Origin of the sequence: Shewanella sp. MEBiC00475 (genome assembly GCF_005234075.1) — a bacterium.
Lineage (GTDB): Bacteria > Pseudomonadota > Gammaproteobacteria > Enterobacterales > Shewanellaceae > Shewanella > Shewanella polaris.
In genome coordinates, this window is record NZ_CP039928.1 from 4,592,056 (window position 1) to 4,614,872 (window position 22,817).

Annotated in this window: 12 protein-coding genes; 7 read left to right on the plus strand and 5 right to left on the minus strand. The window is 39.9% G+C overall.

Features of this window, described 5'->3' with window-relative positions:
• Positions 1 to 28 precede the first annotated feature (28 nt).
• Positions 29 to 919, minus strand: a complete 891-nt coding sequence (locus FCN25_RS20360) for a dienelactone hydrolase family protein (protein WP_137227170.1) — start codon at positions 917 to 919, stop codon at positions 29 to 31.
• A gap of 292 nt (positions 920 to 1,211) precedes the next feature.
• Positions 1,212 to 2,159 carry a helix-turn-helix domain-containing protein gene (locus tag FCN25_RS20365; RefSeq protein ID WP_137227171.1) on the minus strand — a complete coding sequence of 316 codons (948 nt, stop codon included), beginning with the start codon at positions 2,157 to 2,159 and terminating at the stop codon, positions 1,212 to 1,214.
• A gap of 216 nt (positions 2,160 to 2,375) precedes the next feature.
• Between FCN25_RS20365 and FCN25_RS20370 the strand changes: the two genes are divergently transcribed.
• The 3 genes from FCN25_RS20370 to eat are packed head-to-tail and all read left to right on the plus strand — an operon-like array spanning position 2,376 to position 6,104.
• A complete protein-coding gene (locus tag FCN25_RS20370) occupies positions 2,376 to 3,779 on the plus strand; it encodes an ethanolamine ammonia-lyase subunit EutB (RefSeq protein WP_137227173.1) in 1,404 nt (467 codons plus the stop codon).
• A complete protein-coding gene (gene eutC, locus FCN25_RS20375; RefSeq protein ID WP_137227174.1) occupies positions 3,779 to 4,651 on the plus strand; it encodes an ethanolamine ammonia-lyase subunit EutC in 873 nt (290 codons plus the stop codon). Before FCN25_RS20370 ends, eutC begins: the two co-directional genes overlap by 1 nt.
• A gap of 49 nt (positions 4,652 to 4,700) precedes the next feature.
• Positions 4,701 to 6,104, plus strand: a complete 1,404-nt coding sequence (eat, locus tag FCN25_RS20380) for an ethanolamine permease (protein ID WP_137227176.1) — start codon at positions 4,701 to 4,703, stop codon at positions 6,102 to 6,104.
• A 320-nt stretch (positions 6,105 to 6,424) separates the two neighbouring features.
• On the opposite strand, the gene FCN25_RS20385 is transcribed toward eat, so the two are convergent.
• Together FCN25_RS20385 and FCN25_RS20390 are read right to left on the minus strand one after the other, a co-directional pair.
• Complete coding sequence (locus FCN25_RS20385; RefSeq protein WP_137227178.1) at positions 6,425 to 7,327, minus strand: homocysteine S-methyltransferase family protein; 903 nt, start codon at positions 7,325 to 7,327, stop codon at positions 6,425 to 6,427.
• A 325-nt stretch (positions 7,328 to 7,652) separates the two neighbouring features.
• A complete protein-coding gene (locus tag FCN25_RS20390; protein ID WP_137227180.1) occupies positions 7,653 to 8,426 on the minus strand; it encodes a fumarylacetoacetate hydrolase family protein in 774 nt (257 codons plus the stop codon).
• Between the two features lie 999 nt (positions 8,427 to 9,425).
• Here FCN25_RS20390 and FCN25_RS20395 point away from each other — a divergent pair.
• From FCN25_RS20395 to FCN25_RS20410, 4 genes are all read left to right on the plus strand, one after another.
• Positions 9,426 to 11,021: an ABC-F family ATPase gene (locus FCN25_RS20395; RefSeq protein WP_137227181.1), complete on the plus strand. Its 1,596-nt coding sequence runs from the start codon at positions 9,426 to 9,428 to the stop codon at positions 11,019 to 11,021.
• Positions 11,022 to 11,525: 504 nt separating this feature from the next.
• Positions 11,526 to 14,516, plus strand: a complete 2,991-nt coding sequence (locus tag FCN25_RS20400) for a TonB-dependent receptor (protein ID WP_137227182.1) — start codon at positions 11,526 to 11,528, stop codon at positions 14,514 to 14,516.
• A gap of 360 nt (positions 14,517 to 14,876) precedes the next feature.
• Complete coding sequence (locus FCN25_RS20405; protein ID WP_137227184.1) at positions 14,877 to 15,755, plus strand: NAD(P)-dependent oxidoreductase; 879 nt, start codon at positions 14,877 to 14,879, stop codon at positions 15,753 to 15,755.
• Positions 15,756 to 16,446: 691 nt separating this feature from the next.
• On the plus strand, positions 16,447 to 18,687 hold the full coding sequence (locus FCN25_RS20410) for a peptidase U32 family protein (RefSeq protein WP_137227186.1): 2,241 nt from the start codon (positions 16,447 to 16,449) through the stop codon (positions 18,685 to 18,687).
• Between the two features lie 497 nt (positions 18,688 to 19,184).
• On the opposite strand, the gene FCN25_RS20415 is transcribed toward FCN25_RS20410, so the two are convergent.
• Entirely contained in the window at positions 19,185 to 22,472 is a 3,288-nt protein-coding gene (locus FCN25_RS20415; RefSeq protein ID WP_137227188.1) for a PAS domain S-box protein, read from the minus strand.
• Between the last annotated feature and the right edge of the window lie 345 nt (positions 22,473 to 22,817).

The following is a 22,817-nucleotide window of genomic DNA, read 5'->3' on the forward strand; positions in this document are numbered from 1 at the left end:
TAGGAACCGGCAAATACATTAGTGTTATTTAGCTGAGTGTTTTATTAAAAAAATCAAGCGTACGTTGCCATGCCAACTCTGCGTTCGCTTCATCATAACGGCCTGTAGAGTCATTATGGAAACCATGATTTGCCTTTGGATACATGTACATTGTATATGGCACATTAAAGGCTTTTAAATCTTGTTCATATTCGGGCCAAGTAGTGTTAACTCTTTCATCTAACTCAGCTAATTGAATCAATAATGGTGCCTTAATATTGTGTCTTAATTCTTTAGCCGCTGGGGTGCCATAAAAAGGAACTCCTGCTTGAATCAAATTTGAATCAACTGCCGCAAGATAATTAACAATATACCCGCCGAAACAAAATCCTACCGTACCTAGCTTACCGTTACTTTGTTTATGCATTTTTAAAAACTTAGCAGCTGCGACAAAATCTTGTTCAATTTTACTTCTGTCTAACGACTTTTGCATCTCACGGCCTTCATCATCATTGCCAGGATAACCACCTAATGAATATAAGGCATCTGGTGCAAAAGCGATAAAACCTGCCTTAGCTAAACGTCTAGCAACATCTTTAATGTATGGATTAAGACCACGGTTTTCATGAACAACCAACACAACAGGCAATAGACCGGATTTATTAGTGGGCTCAACCAAATACCCTTGAGCTTTTCCGTAGCCTAGCGGTGAATCAAAATTAGTATAAGTAGCTTTAATATCTGAATCATTAAATGATACTTGTTCGGCTAATGCATAATTAGGCAGTAAGGCCGATGTCAGTACCGACATTGAATAACCGAGCGCAACCAACGATCCAAGTTTGCCGATAAATGTTCGACGATCCATACCACCATGAGCATAAGAGTCATACCAATCAAACGCTTGTTGTGGAATAGCATCGGAAGTTTTGTTTTTCATGATTAGCCTCTACTTTGAATGATCAGATGATATAGATATTAGCTGAAGTTTATATTAGCTGAAGTTTAATCAGATATCACCTTAACCCAATTAATACGCCTATTTAATCTAAACTAGCGATAAAAAAAGACAGCATATTAATAAAAATCAAAACTTAATTTAACGCTATTCAACTTGTTATTTTTACTAACAAAGCAAATTGACGTTTCAATAGCTGGCCTATTTCAAATTCATTCAACGCGGTTAACAAAGCAAAGCATTGTTTAAACGCTATTTGTTACCCAATTTCGGATTACTTATAACGCTTTAGTGTGGTTGATGGATTTTCACCAAATAATTGAGTGTAATCTTTGGTAAATTGGCCTGCATGCCAAAAACCCCAATTGGCTGCTATCACTGAAATGGGTATATCTTGCTGGGGTTGTTTAAGCTCCCTCCTCACATTATTTAAGCGTGTAAGACGTAAAAAACGCAATGGATTAATGCCTAAAATACTCTCAAAACTATACTGCAAGGTTCTTCGGCTAACAAAAGTAAGCTCACAAAGTTGCGTTATTGTCACCGCTTGTTGCGGATTCTCGTGCAAAAATGCTTTTATTTTCTCTACCACGGCTAATCGATGTTGATAGCTAGGTGCTACCGTTTGTTTTGATGATTCTTGTGTTAATAAATTCAACGCTAATGTACTTAACATGTCTTGCTGTAACGGGGTATGTAGCCGTGATTCACTATGGTTAATCAGCGATTCAATCAGAAAACGGGTTTGATTAAGTCGCATTGGATTTGAACTGATCCGTTCAGCACCTTGCGAAGTTAAGTTCTGAAGTGATAAACCTTGTATATCAGCCATGGTGAATAAGGTCTGCTTATTAATAACAAAACCATAAATAGTAAACTGTTCAGGGGTTATTAGTTCAAAATCACAATCACTGGTTCGACACATAAACTGATGAGTATCAACTTGTAATCCATTAATTTTACTTTGGTCTGAAAAACGCGGAATACCAAACCAGATAGATTCAGGCGCGATATTGCATTGCTGTCTTAATGCCCGCTGAGTAAATTCTTTAAATAGATGCGCCTCAGGATAATCAAGTCCTTCTATACAGCCATAAAAACTGCCATTACTGACCTGATCATATACTTGCTGCCATTGGGTTAAATTATGCGCTTGTTCATCAATATCGGTAGTTGTCACCACGCTCTTTTGTGGTGCGCACTGATTAATATGGTGCTCCATCTGTCACGTCCTCTTGATATTACGCTGCTAACCCAATCACCAACACTGAAAATACAACATTTTATCTAGCTGAAATAAATAATAAAAAATGACTTTGCCAAAACTTGATAGCCACTTGGTACGATTTAAGCTGGTTTGAACTTATTAAAATTAAATGATTAACGATTCAGCAGCAAAACCTGTACCAAAATTAAATCGTTAACGTCGAGGTCATTAATGAGTCAATCGTACCGCTACATGTTAGGTAGCCAAACATATCAATTTCGGGATCTTGCAGATTTAATGGCTAAAGCTACGCCACAGCGATCAGGTGATCGTTTAGCGGGAGTAATTGCACAATCAGCGAAGGAACGGGCTGTCGCTCAAATGAGACTCGCAGATGTACCTTTAAAAACCTTTCTTAATGATGCACTTATTCCATATGAAACTGACGAAGTTACTCGATTAATTTTAGACGAACATGACACTAATGCATTTGCATATATTAGCCATTTAACGGTTGGCGACTTTCGTAACTGGTTACTTAGCGACTATGTAACACCTCAGGTATTAGCTACGGTAAAAATGGGCATTACACCTGAAATGGCAGCAGCCGTTAGCAAAATAATGCGCAATCAAGATCTTATTCTTGTGGCTAAAAAATGTCATGTCACCAGCGCATTCAGAAATACCATAGGTTTACCTGGTCACTTATCGACCCGTTTGCAACCAAACCACCCAACCGATGATGTGAATGGGATTGCCGCATCAATGCTTGATGGTTTGTTGTATGGAAATGGTGATGCGGTTATCGGTATTAACCCCGCGACAGATAACGTTGCACAAGCCATTAAATTAATGAAATTAATGGATGATGTAATCCAAAAATATGACATACCAACACAAAGTTGCGTTTTAACCCACGTCACAAACACCATTGAATGTATCGAAGCCGGTGCACCGGTTGATTTGGTGTTTCAATCAATTGGCGGCACCGAAGCGACAAACAGCAGCTTTGGATTTAATCTACAAACCTTAGCAGAAGCCCAAGACGCCGCATTAAGTCTAAAACGTGGCACTGTTGGCAATAACGTAATGTATTTTGAAACTGGCCAAGGTAGCTCGTTGTCAGCCAATGCACATCACGGTTTAGATCAACAAACCTGTGAAGCAAGAGCCTATGCTGTTGCCCGAAAATTTAATCCGCTACTGGTGAATACTGTCGTTGGCTTTATTGGTCCTGAATATTTATTTGATGGTAAAGAAATTACTCGGGCCGGATTAGAAGATCATTTCTGCGCAAAATTACTCGGTGTACCAATGGGCTGTGATGTTTGTTACACCAACCATGCCGAAGCCGATCAAAACGATATGGATAATCTTCTTACTTTATTAGGGGTTGCTGGTTGTTCGTTTGTAATGGGCATACCCGGGTCAGACGACATAATGCTGAATTATCAAACAACCTCTTTTCATGATGCTTTATATGTTCGTCGTGTGTTGGGCTCTCGTCCTGCCCCCGAATTTGAACATTGGCTAACCCAAATGAACATTATGAAAAACACGTCAGATTTTGTGTTGTCCAACACATTACCCAAAGAATTTGCCAAACCACTCTATGCACTACAAGGAGAGCGCTAATGAGCTCTCCTTGTGTCGATTCACTCAAATCACATAAACACAATGGCAATGTGGTCACGAATCCATGGAGCGACCTTCGCCGTTTTACCGATGCGCGTATTGGCCTTGGAAGAGCTGGAATCAGCCTACCCACGTCTGAATTATTAGCATTCCAACTATCACACGCACAAGCCCGGGACGCCGTGAGTTTTCCACTAGATATTGATTCACTGGCAGATCAGCTAAGTAATATTCCATTACTGAATAATGTTACATCACCAATCAAAGTTAACAGTCAGGCAAATGATCGCATCACCTATTTACAAAGGCCAGATCTTGGCAGAAAACTGGCTGAAAGTGGCCGAAAAATCTTATTAAATTACATGGACAATCAAGGGAAAGCTACTGACAGTCAATATGATCTTGCCATAGTGGTGGTTGATGGATTGTCATCATTAGCAGTGCAAAACAATGCTCAGCCATTTATCAACGAGTTATTAAGTCAATTAAATAAGCAGCACTCTGCATGGCATATCGCACCAATCACCATAGTGGAACAAGGTCGTGTTGCCATAGGTGATGATATTGGCCAGCTACTTAACGCTCAATTGGTAATGGTTCTGATAGGCGAACGACCAGGACTCAGTTCACCAGACAGCCTGGGGTTATATCTTACTTGGGCGCCTAAAACAGGACTTAATGATGCCTGCCGAAACTGTATTTCAAACATTCGTCCAGCGGGACTACCCTATGCCGAAGCTGCCAAACGGGCTATTTACTTACTAACAGAAGCTAAAAATCTCAAACTCACAGGAGTCAACTTAAAAGATCGCACTCAAGACGATGTGATTGAACACCAACAACAAACTCAAAACTTTTTAATTGCTGAATAACACCAAATAAATTCAACATAAAAATTTAAATACCACCGGAGAAACAATTATGTCTGAGAACAACAAAGAGTATCTTGCCAAAAGGCAACTTAAAAGCGGTACCGCTGGATGGATTTTATTGGCGGGTTTAGGCGTGTCGTACGTTATTTCTGGTGATTTTGCGGGTTGGAATTTCGGTATAGCCGAAGCGGGCTGGGGAGGATTTGCCATTGCAGCAGTATTGATGGCAATCATGTATTTAGCCTTAGTCTTGTCGTTAGCCGAAATGTCAGCAGCAATACCTGCAGCTGGCGGTGGTTATAGTTTTGCTCGCCAAGCCATGGGGCCAGCGGGAGGGTATTTAACCGGATTAGCTGTGTTAATCGAATATGCACTGGCACCTGCTGCTATTGTTATTTTTATTGGCTCTGCGGTACAGGAGCTGCTGGGATTTAATGGCCCTTGGGTGTATGCACTATTTTATTTAGTCTTTGTGGGTATTCATCTCGCGGGCGTTGGAGAGGCATTAAAAGTCATGATGGTGATCAGCGGGTTAGCTGTTCTAGCTATTATTGCCACCGCGGTGGTGCTTGTTGGGAACTTTGATGCTACCCGACTTTATGATGTGGCGGTTACTGATGCCGCAGGTGCGAGTGAATTTCTACCATTAGGATGGTACGGAGTTTGGGCTGCACTGCCCTTCGCAATGTGGTTGTTTCTAGCCGTTGAAGGTGTTCCGTTAGCGGCAGAAGAAGCAAAAGATCCGGCCAAAGATGTGCCCAAAGGCATTATTGGTGCAATGATATTTTTATTGTTTACTGCGCTTTTGGTTGTAGTTTTAGTCCCAGGTGCAGGCGGTGCTGCTGCGATGGGGGCAAGTGCGGTACCATTAGTTGATGCTTTAAATGTTACTGGTAATCATACCTTAGCCACTATGGTAAACATTTTAGGCTTAGCAGGATTAGTGGCTTCATTTTTCTCCATTATTTATGGTTATAGCCGTTTAGTATTTGCATTATCTCGTGCAGGTTATATTCCGCGTTCACTGTCAATTACTACTTCACGTAAAGTCCCTGCTCGTGCGTTAATCGTTCCAGCAATATTCGGTTTTATTGCATCGTTAAGTGGAGAAGGAGATTTATTGCTTGCTATGGCCGTCGTGGGCGCGACAGTTTCTTATGCATTAATGGCACTAAGCCATATATTATTACGCATAAAACAACCTCAATTAGTTCGTCCATACAAAACACCAGGTGGTGTTGTAACATCAGGTATTGCATTAATCCTGTCTTTAATAGCATTAACGGGAGTGTATGCGTTTGACCCTCGGGCATTCTTATTCACAATGGGCTTATTTGTCATTGGCGCTGCTTATTACTTTGGCTACAGTTCATCTAGATTAGTAGCAAAAAGTGCTGATGAAGAGTTTGCTATGTTAGCTGCGGCTGAATCTGAGCTGGTCATGGAAAACTAATAAATCTTTAAATGCGATCTGGTTGTAATAACAGATCGCATATTTTAAAAGACTTAATTTTTATCTATCCCAACTAATTAATTCAATTAACACTAACGATCCAGAGTTAAATTTTCACTGAATGGCATCTCTGCCAAAATTAATGTCCAGCTCACATAGGATGCCAGCACCGGCACCACAATACCTATGCTTATAAAGTCCTTATGCCAAGTTCCTCTCATATGTTCCATTAATCCAGCCATAGTTGTTTTGGGTAATGCTGCCAAATACCAATGCAGTTAAAGATCAAATACCGATTTTATTCTCTTTCATCAATCCCCCTAACGAAGGCGCTGAGTGAGGGCTTCAATATGCTCTGGACCAATGCCGCAACAGCCGCCTATGAGTGATGCACCCGCGGCACGCCAGCGCTCTGCCAATGTTAGATAATCAAGAGGCCCAAGATCGCTGCGGATCTCGTCCAGACCCTCATTGGCAGTCGCCTCTTTTGTTTGAGGCGGAAAAGCATTCGCATAAGCACCCAATCGGATATCATTTCGCCCAAGCTCATCCAGACGGTCAGAGGCTACCTTTAGCGCAGCCTCAATCACTTCAGGCTGACAACAATTAAACAAAATGGCATCGACATTCACTGTCAGCATGGCTTCGATGGCATCGGCAACTAATTCACCAGAGCGCAGTTTGGGTTCGCCTGCAGTGGTTTCATCTTCAAGGGTAAAGGCAACCCAAAATGGTTTGTCATCTTGTGGCAGTAGCGCTTTGATGGCGAGCGGTTCAGCGATCAGGCTCATGGTTTCGGCTAACCACAGATCCACATTGGGCGCCATTGCCCGGATCAGCGGAGTCGCAAGCTCACTGACCTTCTCAGCATTGAACAGATCGGCACGATATGAGCCAAACAATGGCGGCAATGATCCCGCAACCAACACCGAATGTTCCTGCTCGTCGGCAACATCGCGCGCTAGCTTTCCCGCAAGCGCGGCCAGTGTTTCACCTTCAGCCGCAAAGCGCTCTGCACCAATATGAAACGGCACTAAGGCATAGCTATTGGTTATAATAACCCGAGCGCCACTGTCCACATAAGCCTGATGCACAGCGGTTACTGTTTGTGGTGCTTCAATTAAAGCCAGTGATGACCAATCCGGCTGGCAAAATGGCGCGCCTCTTCTTGCTAATTCTCGTCCCATGCCACCATCAAGTATCCACAATTCCTGCTTATCCATTTCTTTTGCCTCTGCATATTTGAAACACTAGCTATCCTGAACCTAGGAGAATAAAAGTATCTCAAACGGGTTGTTGTTCAGGTTTCATAGTTCGATTAATTGATGATTGTTATTACCCTAAATAGACACTTTCAATTTAGACGTCTAGACGGCCCAGCCGCAACGTTAAATATAGCATTCTGCAATCGCTCTTAGCAACAATCTTTGGCGTGATAATGGAGACACTTAGCCTGTGCGCCGTCATCAATAGTCAGTTACTGACACAAGCAAGAAGAGATGGGCTTCACATAAAGCACTATCTCATCGATGTTAGTAAAAGTGATATTTAGTTCGCGCTGAGTTCAGTAAACGATAACGCCATGGAGCCTAAACCCTGATATTTAATCTGCACAGGTTTATTCATATCAACCTTGAGCACGCCGCAATAAGAACCGGTAATAATGACTTGACCAGCGCTAATTTCAATCCCTCGCGCGGTTAAAAAATTGACTATCCAATATAAGGGCGATGCCGGTAATGTGCAGGGATGCGCGCCATCATAGGTTCGCGAGGCGTCATCTTGAGTGACCGTAAGGTGAATATGGCTGGCCTTAAATGCCTTGAATTTGTCAATTTCAGGGCCTAAATACACACCTTGATTACTGAGTCCATCTGCCAGTTTTTCTAAAAATGAAGCGTTATAATCTCTACTAAATCGCTGTTGGATTAATTCTAACGCCATATGCGTGGCACCTATGTGCTGATCTATTTCGGCATCACTATAGTGGCGATCCGCGGCAAAGGATTGCCCAACAACAAAGGCTATTTCTGGCTCAATCAATGCGCGATGCGCCGATGAAAAAATCGGGCATTGTGGTTGATTAATAATGGCCTTGGCTAAAATAGGTGCCACAATCAAATCGCCGTTATCGCGAGGGGTTAAACACTTCCAGCCAGTGACATGCTGCTGATTGAGATCAATCATGGCTAATTGAATCCCAAGCGCCAAGTCGATGGTATCTATCTGATTTACGGTAGCCAAGTCAGATATGGGATCAACTGTCTGGCGTTGTAAAAATAAATGTTTTGCAATGTTGTTTATATTAATGGGTTGAACCATCACGCGTTCCTTATTGCTATAGTGAGCTAGATTGACCAGTTAACCTTGCATCATAAATCAAGCCTTGTTATCGGAAAACATTGGCAGATAACGTAAAAAAATCAAGATTAACACCCCTGCTTTGCCTTGGTTAGTGTATCGCTAGTCATTCATTAAGCGCGTTTTTTGCGCTCTCTTTTATCCTATTGACTGATATCAACTATCACAATAAATCCATAAATGAAAAGTCTTCGCCGTCATGATGCAATGCAAAGCGGTTAATAAATACTCAGCACTACTGTCCGACAGAGCGCCAGCGTGAAGTCGATAAACATGTTAACCCATTTTTTGTGGCCATAATTGTGTTTTGGTTTGCTAAAATTAACCATAAACCGTTGTGCGACCTTAATCACACGCCATTGATTCAGACACAGCGCTAATCGGTGTATTGTCCTTGATAATGGGCAGATCTGCTATGTCTGCATGTTTAGGACATGCTTCAACTATAATGATGTCATTCAGTGCGACGACTCAGGGATCAATCAAGGTGCGTAAATCATCAATCGACAACAACTGACTAACGCATTGCCGCGGCTGGCCCCCTTAACATTATGCTTAATGGCTACGGTAGAATTATCAACTTCATAGTTAACATCTCAATATCATAGTCAACTCCCATTGGTGCATGGGCTAGGTTAACCTAGTGGTTATGTCTTACGCCTAAACAGCCAAATTGATAACATCGTTGATACTTAGAGTTATTTGGCAGCCGTTTTTATCTTAATCGATGCGATCAACACAATATGAGTCAATTCACTCACATCAACATTTGTGGGGCTCTGGATTAAGTTCATTGCATGCTATATAAGCAATAAGTAGATTATAAATCGACAACTTAGCGCTAACCTGTATAATCCGCGGCCTATTTACTTAATATACTCACGTCTGTCTTATTACACACGGCTGTTTGTTTGCCCTTTGTTGATAAATATTCAGTTAGTACACAGTTGGAACATTGCTTTGATTTCTACCGCTAATATCACCATGCAGTTTGGCCCAGAGCCATTATTTGAAAATATCTCGGCTCAATTTGGTCACGGTAACCGTTACGGTTTAATCGGCGCAAATGGTTGTGGTAAGTCCACGTTTATGAAAATTTTGAGTGGTGCTCTTGCGCCAACATCAGGAAACGTGTCGATTACGCCAGGCTTTAAAGTCGGTACACTTAGTCAAGATCAGTTCGCGTTTGAACAATATAGCGTTGTCGACGCTGTGATCATGGGTGATGTAGGACTGTGGAAAGTCAAACAAGAACGCGACAGCATTTATGCAAAAGCAGAAATGACCGATGAAGACGGCATGCGAGTAGGCGATTTAGAAAGCCAGTTCGCCGAAATGGATGGCTACAGCGCAGAAAGTCGTGCTGGTGAAATTTTATTAGAAGCCGGTATTGAGGAGTCATTCCATTTTGGCTTAATGCAACAAGTTGCTCCAGGTTGGAAATTGCGAGTGTTATTGGCACAAGCTTTATTTGCTAACCCAGATATCTTGTTACTCGACGAACCTACCAACAACTTGGATATTCATACCATTAGTTGGTTAGCCACCGAGCTAAACAAACGTAAATGCACCATGATCATCATTTCGCACGACAGGCACTTTTTAAACTCAGTCTGTACCCACATGGCGGATATCGATTATGGTGAGTTACGTGTATATCCTGGTAACTACGAATATTTCTTAGAACAGTCAGGCTTAATACGTGAACAACTTTTAGCGGGTAATGCTAAGAAAAGCGCTGAAATTGATGAACTACAAGACTTCGTTAACCGCTTTGGTGCCAACGCATCTAAAGCGAAACAAGCTAGCTCACGCGCTAAAAAAATGGATAAGATTAAGTTAGATGATGTGAAATCATCTAGCCGTATTACCCCATCAATCCGCTTTACAGAAAGTAAAAAATTGCATCGTCAAGCGTTAGTACTTGAAGAACTGTCACACGGATTTGATGAAGTGTTATTTGAACACGGCGATCTCATCCTAGATGCAGGTTCAAAATTGGCCATTATTGGTGAAAACGGCGTCGGTAAAACCACTCTATTACGTTGCTTAGTGAATCAACTACAACACAATCACGGCCGGATTAAATGGTCAGAAAATGCTGCAATTGGTTACTGCCCGCAAGACAGTTCTGCAGACTTTGATAATGACATGACGTTATTTGATTGGATGTCATTATGGCGTACGCCTAAGCATAACGATTTAATGGTACGTGGTATGTTAGGTCGTTTGTTGTTTTCTGATGACGATGCCAATAAAAAAGTGCGTAACTGTTCAGGTGGTGAGAAGAACCGTTTATTATTTGGTAAGTTAATGATGATGGATATTAACGTGCTGGTAATGGATGAGCCAACTAACCACATGGATATGGAAGCGATTGAAGCATTAAACCAAGCGCTAAAATTATATGAAGGTACTTTGATATTTGTTAGCCACGACCGTGAATTTGTATCATCGTTGGCGACACGGATTATTGATGTTAAAGATAAAAAATTAATTAACTTCCACGGTACTTTCGATGAGTATCTAGCAAGCCAGCCAAAGTTGACTGCATAAATCCATTCTCTGGTAATTAGTACCAGTAAAACAAAAAGCCTTTATTTGTTATTCAAATAAAGGCTTTTTTGTATTCGTTAACGCGTCATCAATAATAGTTAATCAAACTACCTTTCATAAACATTGCTGTATTACTTGTTCACTAACGCAACCTGCTGCTCTTCTTTTGTCATCTTGGTAAAAGAAAATCATTCATAAAAAATAACCAATACTCTAGATTTTCATCATGACACGGTTAAAAAAACCGTTAATCTATAAATTGGTCATAACACATCTATAAAAGCTAATTCGTTTATTTTTATACCCCTTAAGTACTAGCTATAAACACTGTTCATAATAACAAAAACTTAAATACGCAGATTTGGTATGACAATTTGTTATTTTTGGTAATGATTAATTGCAATTACTGGTAACGTGTTATATAAATGTTACTGTTGATTAAAACAACAACAATTGGTAATACCAAAAGGTCATACCAAAACAACGAATTCTTTGGGGAGAATTATGAAGCTGAATAAAATAAGCGCTATGTTTAATGGTCCTAAAAGCAAAGCCAACAATATAGCAATTTTTGGAGCAACATTAACAGCCTTGTTAAGTATGCCAACTTTTGCCGCGGACACAGAAGCACAGACTAAAGCTACACAAGCAGATGTAGAAGCAAGTGAAATTGAAGTGATTGCAGTTAGGGGTATATTTGGCAGCTTAAAAGCAGCTAATTTACTCAAGCGTACTGACGAACGTATCGTCGATGTTATTGTTGCAGAAGATATTGGTAAGCTACCTGATAACAACATCGCAGAAGCATTACAGCGTATCACGGGTGTTTCAATTGAATCCGATTTTGGCGTAGGTGAATCAGTTACTATTCGTGGTGTATCAGAAAATCTTATTTTGCTCAATGGCCGCTCTACTGCAGGTCCAGGGCGTGGCGGTGTAAGTTTAGATGACTTCCCTTCTAGCTTTTTAAAAACAGTTGAAGTGATTAAATCTCCAACACCAGAAATGATTGAAGGTGCCTTAGGTGGTACAGTCAATATGCAAACTGTACGCCCTCTTGAACTTTCAGAGCCCCTAGTTGCCATTACACTTGACGGTGAATATGCCGATAAAACGGAAAATGTTGCACCTAATTTTAGCGCAGCAATGGGTAACAATTGGGATTTAGGCGATGCGGGTACTTTTGGTGCATCAGTCAATTTATCGTACTTAGACCGTGAATTGCGTCGTGATGAATTCTTTAACAAAGTTGATTTACAAGATGATATTGATATCGACGGCGATGGCGTTGTAGATGTATCTGGTGGTCCTAACGGTAAATACTTGCGTAAGACTCAAACAACTTTAGAACAAAAAACAGAAGAACGTGAACGTACTGCATATGGATTATCATTGCAGTGGGCGCCAACAAATGCTGATGCCAATATTTATATAGACATGAATGCCACTAAATTAGATGGTGGGCAATCTGCTTACTCAATTCTTGATGTTGGTGGTTCAACAGTTGCACGTGGTGACTCTTATTACGACAGCAATGGTGAATTACATAATTATGATTTAAGTGGTGTATTGGCTATTCCAAAAACCTGGAGTGACTTTACTACGTCTGAGACGTCTTCCCATGCTATTGGTGGTGAATGGAATATTACTGATAACATAGAAATATCAGCTGAATATTCAATCTCTAAATCAGAAGAGCGTCAAACTGCATCTGAATTTAACTTACGACCAATTGAACGTACTGACCCAACATTGGATCTCGTTACACATACCAGCACTGGTAGCTTTACATCGGGCAGCGGTATACCTTCTTATGTTTATGCTGACACCGGCATGTTGACTAACCCTAATAACTTAGTATTTCGTGAGTTTTTCCACAAAACATTAGATACAGATAATGAAGAGCAAGCCTTGCGATTTGATTTTAAAATCCACGATGTAGGTGTCGACTTTATTTCTGCAGTAAAAGCAGGGGTACGTTTTACCGATAGAGATTACAGTGCAAATCGTTTTGATCTTAAACCTAATGGCAATACTCTCAAAGATTCTTATAAAAAAGCTACAAACGCTGACGGTTTATACAGTCCTACTTGGATTGATAACGCGATTATCAGTGACAGCTTTACCACAGTAAACATGAGTAATTCATTCGACCAAACAGGTATTGCAGGTCAAAATGATATGCTTACCTATAATGTTTACGACGCTGATAAATTACAAGATGCTGATGCAACTTATTTATTAGTTCAAGAGATGCTAAAAGATACTTCTTATGCAATGAACGGTAGTTTAGCCGATAACATGGTTGAAGATACCAGTGCATATAAAACCATTAACGAAAAAACCAGTGCCATATATGCGCAATTTCATCTAGATTTTGATGACATTACTGCTGTTGTTGGTGGGCGTTATATTGAAACAGAATTAGAATCTAGCATTGTCGATTCCGTAGATGTTAATGGTAATAAAATACTGAATACTGGTAGCAATGATTATTCAGACTTTTTACCTAGCTTGAATGTTACTTATACTTTATCAGAAGAAACCTTAATGCGTTTTGCGGCAGCTAAAGTGATGCGCCGAGCTGATTTTGATGAGTTAAGTCCTGCACTCTCTATCGATAACTCTTTGGTTACGGGTACACAAGGTTCTTACCAATTAGATCCATACCGTGTTACTCAATATGATCTTTCTGTTGAACACTACTTCGGGGATGGTGGCATAGTTTCTGCGGCTATTTTCTACAAAGACGTAAAGTCATTCACACAAACTGACAGTAGCTGTTTAGCAGATTCAGGCACCATTAATGGTCAAAACACGACTCAATGGGACAATATTTGTTTACTTAGCACCGCAGGTCAAAGCCAGGGTGACATTATTAATGCTACCCAAGATCAAGGTTTAGATTATGTTGATGCTGAAAAAGCTGCAGGTCGCACCGGTATTCTAATTGATACTGATGTTAATGGCGGTAGCGGTGAAGTCAGAGGTTTAGAATTAGGTTACCAGCAACAGTTTAGCTTTTTACCAGGCATGTGGTCAGGTTTAGGTGTTAACGCAAACTATACTTTTGCTGATAGTGAACAACCTGATGGCAATACATTATTGAATATTTCGAAGCATACCGCTAACACTCAATTGTATTGGGAAAGTGAAGATGTTCAGGTACGTTTAGCTTATAACTGGCGTGACCGTTATTTATATGAGCAAGGCACTAAACGTGTTCAAACAGTGGGCGCGTTAGGTTACAACGTGTTCAACCAGAACGACCCTTTAGCTGATAATTACGACCCTACTGTGGGTAATAGTTACCGTGAAGCCAGAGGCCAATTTGATTTCTCCGTAAGTTGGGATATTAACGAAAATTTCACTGTGGTAGCCAATGCGGTTAACTTAACCGGTGAGCCTATAGTCTACACTACCGAGCTTGATTCTATCTGGGCTTACAGTGAAGCAGATCGTCGATACACTCTTGGTGTTCGATCTAAGTTCTAATGCATTAACTCGTTTAGGAAAGCCTATCAACTTGATAGGCTTTTTTTCTAACAAGCAGCCAATTTCAACAATTGTTAATCTTTTTCAATAAGGGCAATACCCTTTAATTGAATATAAACAAAAATTGGTTTTTCAGTAAATACATCTACCCGCAAAGCTAATTACAATTTGGTAAGGCAAAAATAATCAAATTGGTTGACAATTTGGTATGCATTAACTACCATTTTGTAAGACAGGTTATTAAGCGGATTAATTGCATTTTTATAATCGATTATTTATTAAAAGCATCTCTCACCGATTTATTAAGTAAGAGATGTTTATTACTCAGATAAGCACAACCAATATATTTAGGAGTTAGATATGACAAAACCAGTCATCGGTTTCATCGGCCTTGGTCTTATGGGCGGCAATATGGTTGATAACTTACAAAAAAGAGGTTACCAGCTAAATGTAATGGATCTTAACAAAGACGCTGTTGCCACTTGTGTTGCTCGCGGCGCTAAAGCCGTTAGCTCAGCAAAAGAACTTGCAGCAAACAGTGACATAGTTATGCTTTGTCTCACGACTTCCGCTGTTGTAGAAAAGCTTGTTTATGCTGAAGACGGTATCTTAGCCGGCATCAAAGAGGGTTCGGTACTCATTGATTTCGGTACATCAATCCCAGCTTCTACTCGTAAGATTGGTGCAGACCTCGCTAAGAAAGGCGCAGGCATGATAGATGCCCCGCTTGGCCGTACACCTGCTCATGCAAAAGACGGTTTACTTAACATTATGGCTGCTGGCGATATTGAGACTTTCAACAAAGTTAAACCAGTATTGGATGAGCAAGGCGAGAATGTATTCCATTTAGGTGCTCTTGGTGCTGGTCACACAACTAAACTTATCAATAACTTCATGGGTATGACCACGGTTTGTGCTATGTCTCAAGCTTTTGCTGTAGCAGATCTTGCAGGTGTTGACCGTCAGCAACTTTTCGACATCATGTCAGCTGGTCCATCAAACTCGCCTTTCATGAAGTTCTGTAAAAACTACGCCGTTGACGGTGTTAGCGACTTAGGCTTCTCTATTGCCAATGCCAACAAAGATCTTGGCTATTTCCTTAAGATGGTTGATGACTTAGGTACAGAATCTAAGATTGCAGAAGGCTCTTCCGCTAACCTTCAAGCTGCATTTGACGCAGGCTTAGGTAACGGTAATGTTCCTGAAATCTTTGATTATTTTGTTAAACTAGAGAAATAATCAATTCAACCTTTCATCTGTAGTGATTACAAATGAAAAGTTGAGATTATAGTTGATGTAAAAGGGGTAGTTATCTGTTCCTTTTGCATAGACTATAGCTGACGCAAACCTATTAATACCCACACATCGTTAATAGGTTTTCGTTCAGCATTGCTACTTTTACAACTAACACTATTAACCTTAATGTTTAGATTTTTCCCGCTACTGACAATATCTACATCCACTAAAATGTCAGAAACAAGCGATAAACCCTCACGCATAAATTGCGTTCTCACAACTCATTTTTAGCAACACAGTTCACTAGTACCATTTTAAAATACAGACTCTGCTCTGATGGCTACACCTTCCAATCAAAATCATCATATTCAGTACCTTTGAAATTTCACTATTTCCATAGCCCACTTATGCCAGAACGGTTTTAATAGTTATCTGATATAGTGCTTATTAACCATGATGAGTAAATGAAACGCATTTGTATTTTACTTAACCTCAGCTAGGGATAGCCGATTGGGTATTAAATGAGATAAAATAACCGTCTTATTGCAAGTCAATGCGAGCCAGTGAGTAATACAAGGGATTGTTTACAAACCGTTTATTAACTTAAGCTGATATAAAATAGTAATCAGCAACAGATACACGTAAACTCGCGTCCTAAAATTTATATTTAACGAATAAAAATAGCGAAAATATCATGAATAGAAAAATCGAATTATTGGCACCTGGTGGAGATGTCGATGCGATCAAAGCTGCGATAATTGCCGGTGCAAATGCTGTTTATTGTGGCTTAGATACCTTCAACGCCCGCAATCGAGCTGCTAATCTGTCCTTCGATGACTTAATTGGTGTTATTGCGCTCGCTCATCAATACCAGTGTGAAGTGTTTCTTACCATGAATATCGTTATTCTAGAAAACGAAGTGCCTACATTGGTCAAGTTACTCAATCAACTGGTGAATACCGGCATTGACGGCATAATCGTACAAGACCTAGGTTTATTTAACTTAGTGAGCAAGCATTTCCCAAGTTTAGCGATACATGCTTCTACTCAGCTGACGACCCATAACGAAGGTCAAATTGCCTTTTTAGCTAAAATTGGTGCAACTCGAGTCAACTTGTCGCGCGAACTAAACCTTGGCGAAATTAAAAGCCTGACCACCCTAGCCCACGATCATGATGTGCTTACCGAAGTGTTTGTTCATGGCGCATTATGCATTGCCTTCTCTGGCCAATGTTATTCAAGTTCTGTTAGTGTTGGCAATTCAGGTAACCGTGGCCGCTGCAGCCAAGCATGTCGTGATGAATATGAAATCACCGCAGCTGGTAACAAGTTTCCCCTTAATTTAAAAGACAACTCAGCCTACTTTGACTTACCTGAACTTATTGATGCAGGTGTTGATTCACTTAAAATTGAAGGGCGTATTAAAGGCGCTCAATACGTTCACACAGTGGTAGACACTTGGCGCAAACAGATTGACCAATTTATCGACACAGGTAGATTACTGGCCGATGACTCGAGCTTGCACAAAGTGTTTAATCGTGATTTTACCAACTCTTTTTTAAAGGGTAATCTCACCAAAGACATGTTTATCGATAACCCACGCGATAACAGCTTTAAACATGCTAACGATAAAAGTAACGCAATATCTGTGGTGCAAATACAAGAAGCACAACAAACATTGTCATCAGAAAAAGATGCCATTGTTCAGTTGGTCGCAGAAAAGATTAATCATCTTAGTATTGCAAAGCCAGAATTAACCCTCGCATTTGCAGGCCAAGTAAATCAACCTTTGACAATAACGGTAACCACACCAGATCAACATTTTGTGATTGAATCAACAATCACATTAACGCAAGCAACCGAGTCTCGTGTTGACGAAGCGGCTATTGAGAAACGCTTTAAAAGCTTAAAAAGCACTGGCTACTTGTTACAAGCATTCAACTTTGACAACTTAGGCACAGATTTAAGCTTACCGTTTAGTCAATTAACTCAGCTTAAAAATAAACTGTTGTTACAACTAACACAAAGAGAATACATAGGCGCAGTCACCTTACCTAAATTACCTAAGCATCCTAAAGTTACCGACACACCAACATTGTCTTTGCTTATTAGTGACGAAAAAGATGTCAACTTATGCGATGTTACCGACGCTGATATTTACTTCAAGTTGCCAGAAAGTTTTAAGAAAAATGATGACAAATACATTGATATTTTCTTGCGTAATCCAAAGCTTATTCCGTGGTTTCCGGCCGTGCTCATTGGTAAAGATTACATCGAAGCGGTAAGAGTTTTAGAAGTGGTTAAGCCTAAACGTATCGTGACCAATAATACTGGCGTTGCGTTTAAAGCCTATGAAATGGGCATTGAATGGATTGCTGGACCGTTTTTGAACACCACTAACTCGTATGCTTTGCTTACATTACAAGAACAATTAAATTGTGCTGGCGCATTTATTTCGAACGAGATTAACCGTAATCAAATTAAAAATATCGCCAGACCAGAAAACTTCAAACTGCTTTATAGCATCTATCATCCCATTTTGATGATGACTAGCCGACAATGCTTTTTCCAGCAAACAGTCGGTTGTAGTAAACCCAGTATTGAAGATGGTTGCATGCTTAAATGTGAGAAAGCCACGACTATTACGAATGTGAAAGGCATTTCATTTGCGGTAGACAAGCAAAAAGGTGGTTACCCAAGTATTTATAACCACGAGCAGTTCTTAAACATCGAAGCCGTTGAAGATTTATCGCACTTATTTGATGAGTTCTTTATCGACCTCACCAACATTGGGTCTGGATCAAAAGCTGAAATAGATAAAACTCAGCTAGTTACCCACTTCGAAAACGTACTTAAAGGCGTTAACGAATCTAAAGTAGAGTTAAACCAACTGGTAACAATCTCAACTAATGCCCAGTATCAGCAGGGTTTGTAATTTTTCAGTAAGCCATTAAAGTGTTTAAGCTTTAACGACATAAATGTTTTCCAATATAAAAGGGTCACATTATTGTGACCCTTTTATATTAATTAAATCCATACTCATACCAATAAATTGGATACTAATTATGTAGATATTCTCTTTATAGGTGCATAGGACAATGCCTAAAAGCTAAATTAATCAGGCTTTATAGTACTCCCCCCACCTTGTTTATCTAAATGAATATGCCCCGAATAATAGTCTATGCCCAAACTCATAAAAGCCAAAATGAGTGATGTTTTAATAATATTCTTCTACTGCCAGTTAAATCTATTATTCGTCATCAAAAATTATGATTGTCAGCGCCACAATCAAAATCTATCGATATACACCGAGCTGCAACTGAATAAGCATCAATAGTCGGGGTGCAGCTAAAAAACATAAGTTATTGATAAAAACGATTTTGAACGGTGTTAAGCTATTGATTCTGTTAGTTATTGACGCATATAATAATACTAATTTGCTGATGCCAATTCAGATTGATAATCATCTCGCCACGCATCATCAGGTTGCCAGTTTGCCGCCCAATCTAGAATATCATGAGCCATCATTGGCCTAGCAATGACATATCCCTGCGCTAATTCGCAGCCCAATTGTAATAGCGCGACACCTTGCGCTATGGTTTCGACCCCTTCAGCAATCACTTCTCGGCTAAATGACTTGGCCAATACTACAACCCCCTCTACAATCGCTAAATCATCAGAGTCAATCAACATATCTCGCACAAAGGTCTGGTCTATCTTAATCAAACCCGCAGGAAAACGTCTAAGGTGACTCAATGAAGAGTAACCGGTACCAAAATCATCTAATGCAAAATGAACTCCCTGCTCAATACAGTTGAGCATAGTGTCTGTCACCTGCACTAAATCTCCTATTGCACTTGTTTCAAGCACTTCTAATTCTAAAGAGCTAGGAGTAACCTCAGAAAAAGAAGCCAGCAATTCTGCTAGGCGTATTGCAAAATCCTCACTCTGTAATTGAAGCGCGCCAATGTTAACACTAACTGGGATATCCACTCCCATCGTTTTCCATGTCTGAATTTGACTCAGAGCAGTACGAATTACCCACTCACCTAGGTCTATGCTCAACGCATGATTCTCAATCACTGGTAAAAAATCGTTAGGGCCGATTAAGCCTCGATCAGGAGATTGCCACCGGATTAACGCTTCGACACCAATCAAGGCGCCCGTTTTCATATTGACCTTAGGTTGGTAATAAAGCAAAAATTCATTTTTGTCCAACGCGTTACGAATGAGATCTAACTTCCCATGTTGATTAATCATTGCCACATTATGTGCCGAATCAAACAAATGATAGCGATTCTTTCCCTGTTGCTTTGCAACATACATGGCTTGATCGGCATGTCGCATTAGTTGGTCAGCATCTACGCCATCTTGTGGGTAAATAGAGATACCAATACTGGCTGAGATTTCGAGCGTGACTCCCCCCACAACGACAGGCTCCGATGCAGCTAGCAATAGCCGCTCTATGATAGGTTCACAATCAACCAGCGTTTCTATATTTTCCATCACAGCAACAAACTCATCCCCGCCTATACGAGCTAGGGTATCAACATCACGTAGCGCATCCTTCATACGAGATGAAATCATGATTAACAATTCGTCACCTACAATATGACCATAGGTATCATTAATGTTTTTGAATTTATCCAAATCAACAAATGCAACCACTAATAAAGAGTTCTGACGTTGACTGTGTTTCATGGATTGGGTTAAACGGTCTGCTAATAATGTACGATTAGGTAAATTAGTTAACATATCATAATGAGCTATTCGTTCTAATTGTTTCTGATGATTTTTAATCTCAGTGATATCGTTAAATAGGGAAACATAATTTTGCACCACACCAGCATCATCGAGTACTGAACTTATGGTGAGTATCTCCGGGAAAATTTCACCGTTCTTACGTTTATTCCAAACCTCACCCGTCCAATGGCCTTTTTCCAACAAAGTGGCCCACATCTCATCATAAAACTCTGGTAAATGACTTCCTGATTTCAACAACCGTGAGTTATGTCCTATCACTTCATCGCACTGGTAGCCGGTAATATCACTAAAAGCACCATTAACATTTATAATGGCACCTGCGGTATCTGTGATGATGATACCTTCTCTTGCGTAAGTAAAAACACTAGCGGCAAGTTTTAGTGAATCTTCAGATTGCTTGCTCTTGGTGATGTCTTGATGAATGCCAGACATTCGCAGGTGCATACCATCGTTCGTCCACGCTACCACTCGCCCACGATTGTGTATCCAGACCCAACTACCGTTTTTGTGTTGCATTCTAAATTCACATTTAAGCGTATTAGTCTCATTCTGAGAACAACGCTCTATTAATTCATTGATAATATTTACATCGTCGGGATGTAGAAGAGCTTCCCATGTTTCAATGCTAATGGGTTCAAGCTCTTTAAGGGTGTAACCCAACATCTCGGCCCAACGATCATTGAATACAATTTTACCCGTCTGTACATTCCATTCCCAGGTGCCGATATTGGCAGCCCAAATCACTTCTGCATAGCGCTGACTTTGTTCACGAAATCTTTTCTCTGTCTCTTCCAAAGCTATTTGGGTTTGCCTGCTTTCGGTAATATCTTGTATCAACGATATCACGCCGATAATATCACCACTGTCATTTACGATTGGTGTATTGTGCCATTCACAGATAATGGTTCTGCCATCTTTAGTGATGTTTTCATTTATATTGATTAAATCCTTATTATTTTTTAACAATAAGTCACAGATTTTCTTGATATCTTTTCTGTTTTCTTCTGGCACCAATAAATCGAATAAAGAATACCTCTTGGCTTCATCGGCTGAATATCCGAATATTTCCTCAGCCGATTTGTTCAACTCAATACAATTTAAGTTTTGATCCCATGAAATGTAACCAAGAGGAGTATTCTGAACATGATGGGATAATATCGCCTCACTTGCCTGTAATTTCATCGCAATCTTGTTGCGGTCAGTGACATCACGAATAAATCCCACATACCCCTGAATGTTATCGTCACCATCTTTAATCACAATTCTAGTGGTTTCACCTACAACAATACTGCCATCTTTGTGCAGATAATTTGCTTCATATGGTTTGACTTTATCTCCGATGGCTAAGTTGAAATACATCCTACTTTGGCGCTCATATTCTTCATGGCTTTCACAAATAATCGATGTATTTTTACCCACAAGCTCATCAAGACGATAGCCTAATAAAAGTTCCATTCCTTGATTTATCGATATAATGCAGCGGTCTTGATCAGCAAAAATGAAGCCGTCGGTTACACTATTAGAAATTGAGGTGAATAACCTTTCGTTATTAACATATGTCATTTTAGCTTCTTTAAGCCTAGACATTGTCTCTTGGTTTTCACTAAGCCCTTTTGGCTTTACACGCTTAATAAGAAGCCAGATGATAAGTAAACAAGCACTAATATTAATCAATTGTGGGATAATAACTAAAGAAAATTCTGAAAAATGCTCATTGATAATTTTCGGTAGGAGTTCTGCAAGTGAGTTGAAATACAATCCCAAGTAGACACTGTCAATGACCGTCCTGACTGCATCAATACATAGGATAATAAGAAGAACAGCAACCGTTGTGCCAAGAGCTCCGTATACCGTTTTTATCTGTTTAAACTTTACCAGACAAATGCCAGAAATAACCAACCATAAGATGGTTAAGATCCAGTATGATATTGGGATGATAAATTCAAAATTATTCATGTTTCTCGAATTAATTTATTTGTAAGTAACCAGACTCACCGACATAAAGTGAAAAAAAAGCGCATTATAAAATGCGTTTTATTATCAATAAGTACTATTAAATTGACTAATCAACTGTTTTAACTGTTCCGATAAAAGTGCTATCTCATTAATCATGAACATCGTTTTGTTTACCGTAATCGTATTTTTTTTGTGTAAAATATTTATATCAGCTTAAATACTTTCACCATCATTTTATTACTAGAAAAGACCAGCAATACAAATATTTATGGCTTTAATCACGCCGGTTCACATAGCCCTGTATTGATACAATCCATAAACAGAAATTTATTATTTATGAATCAA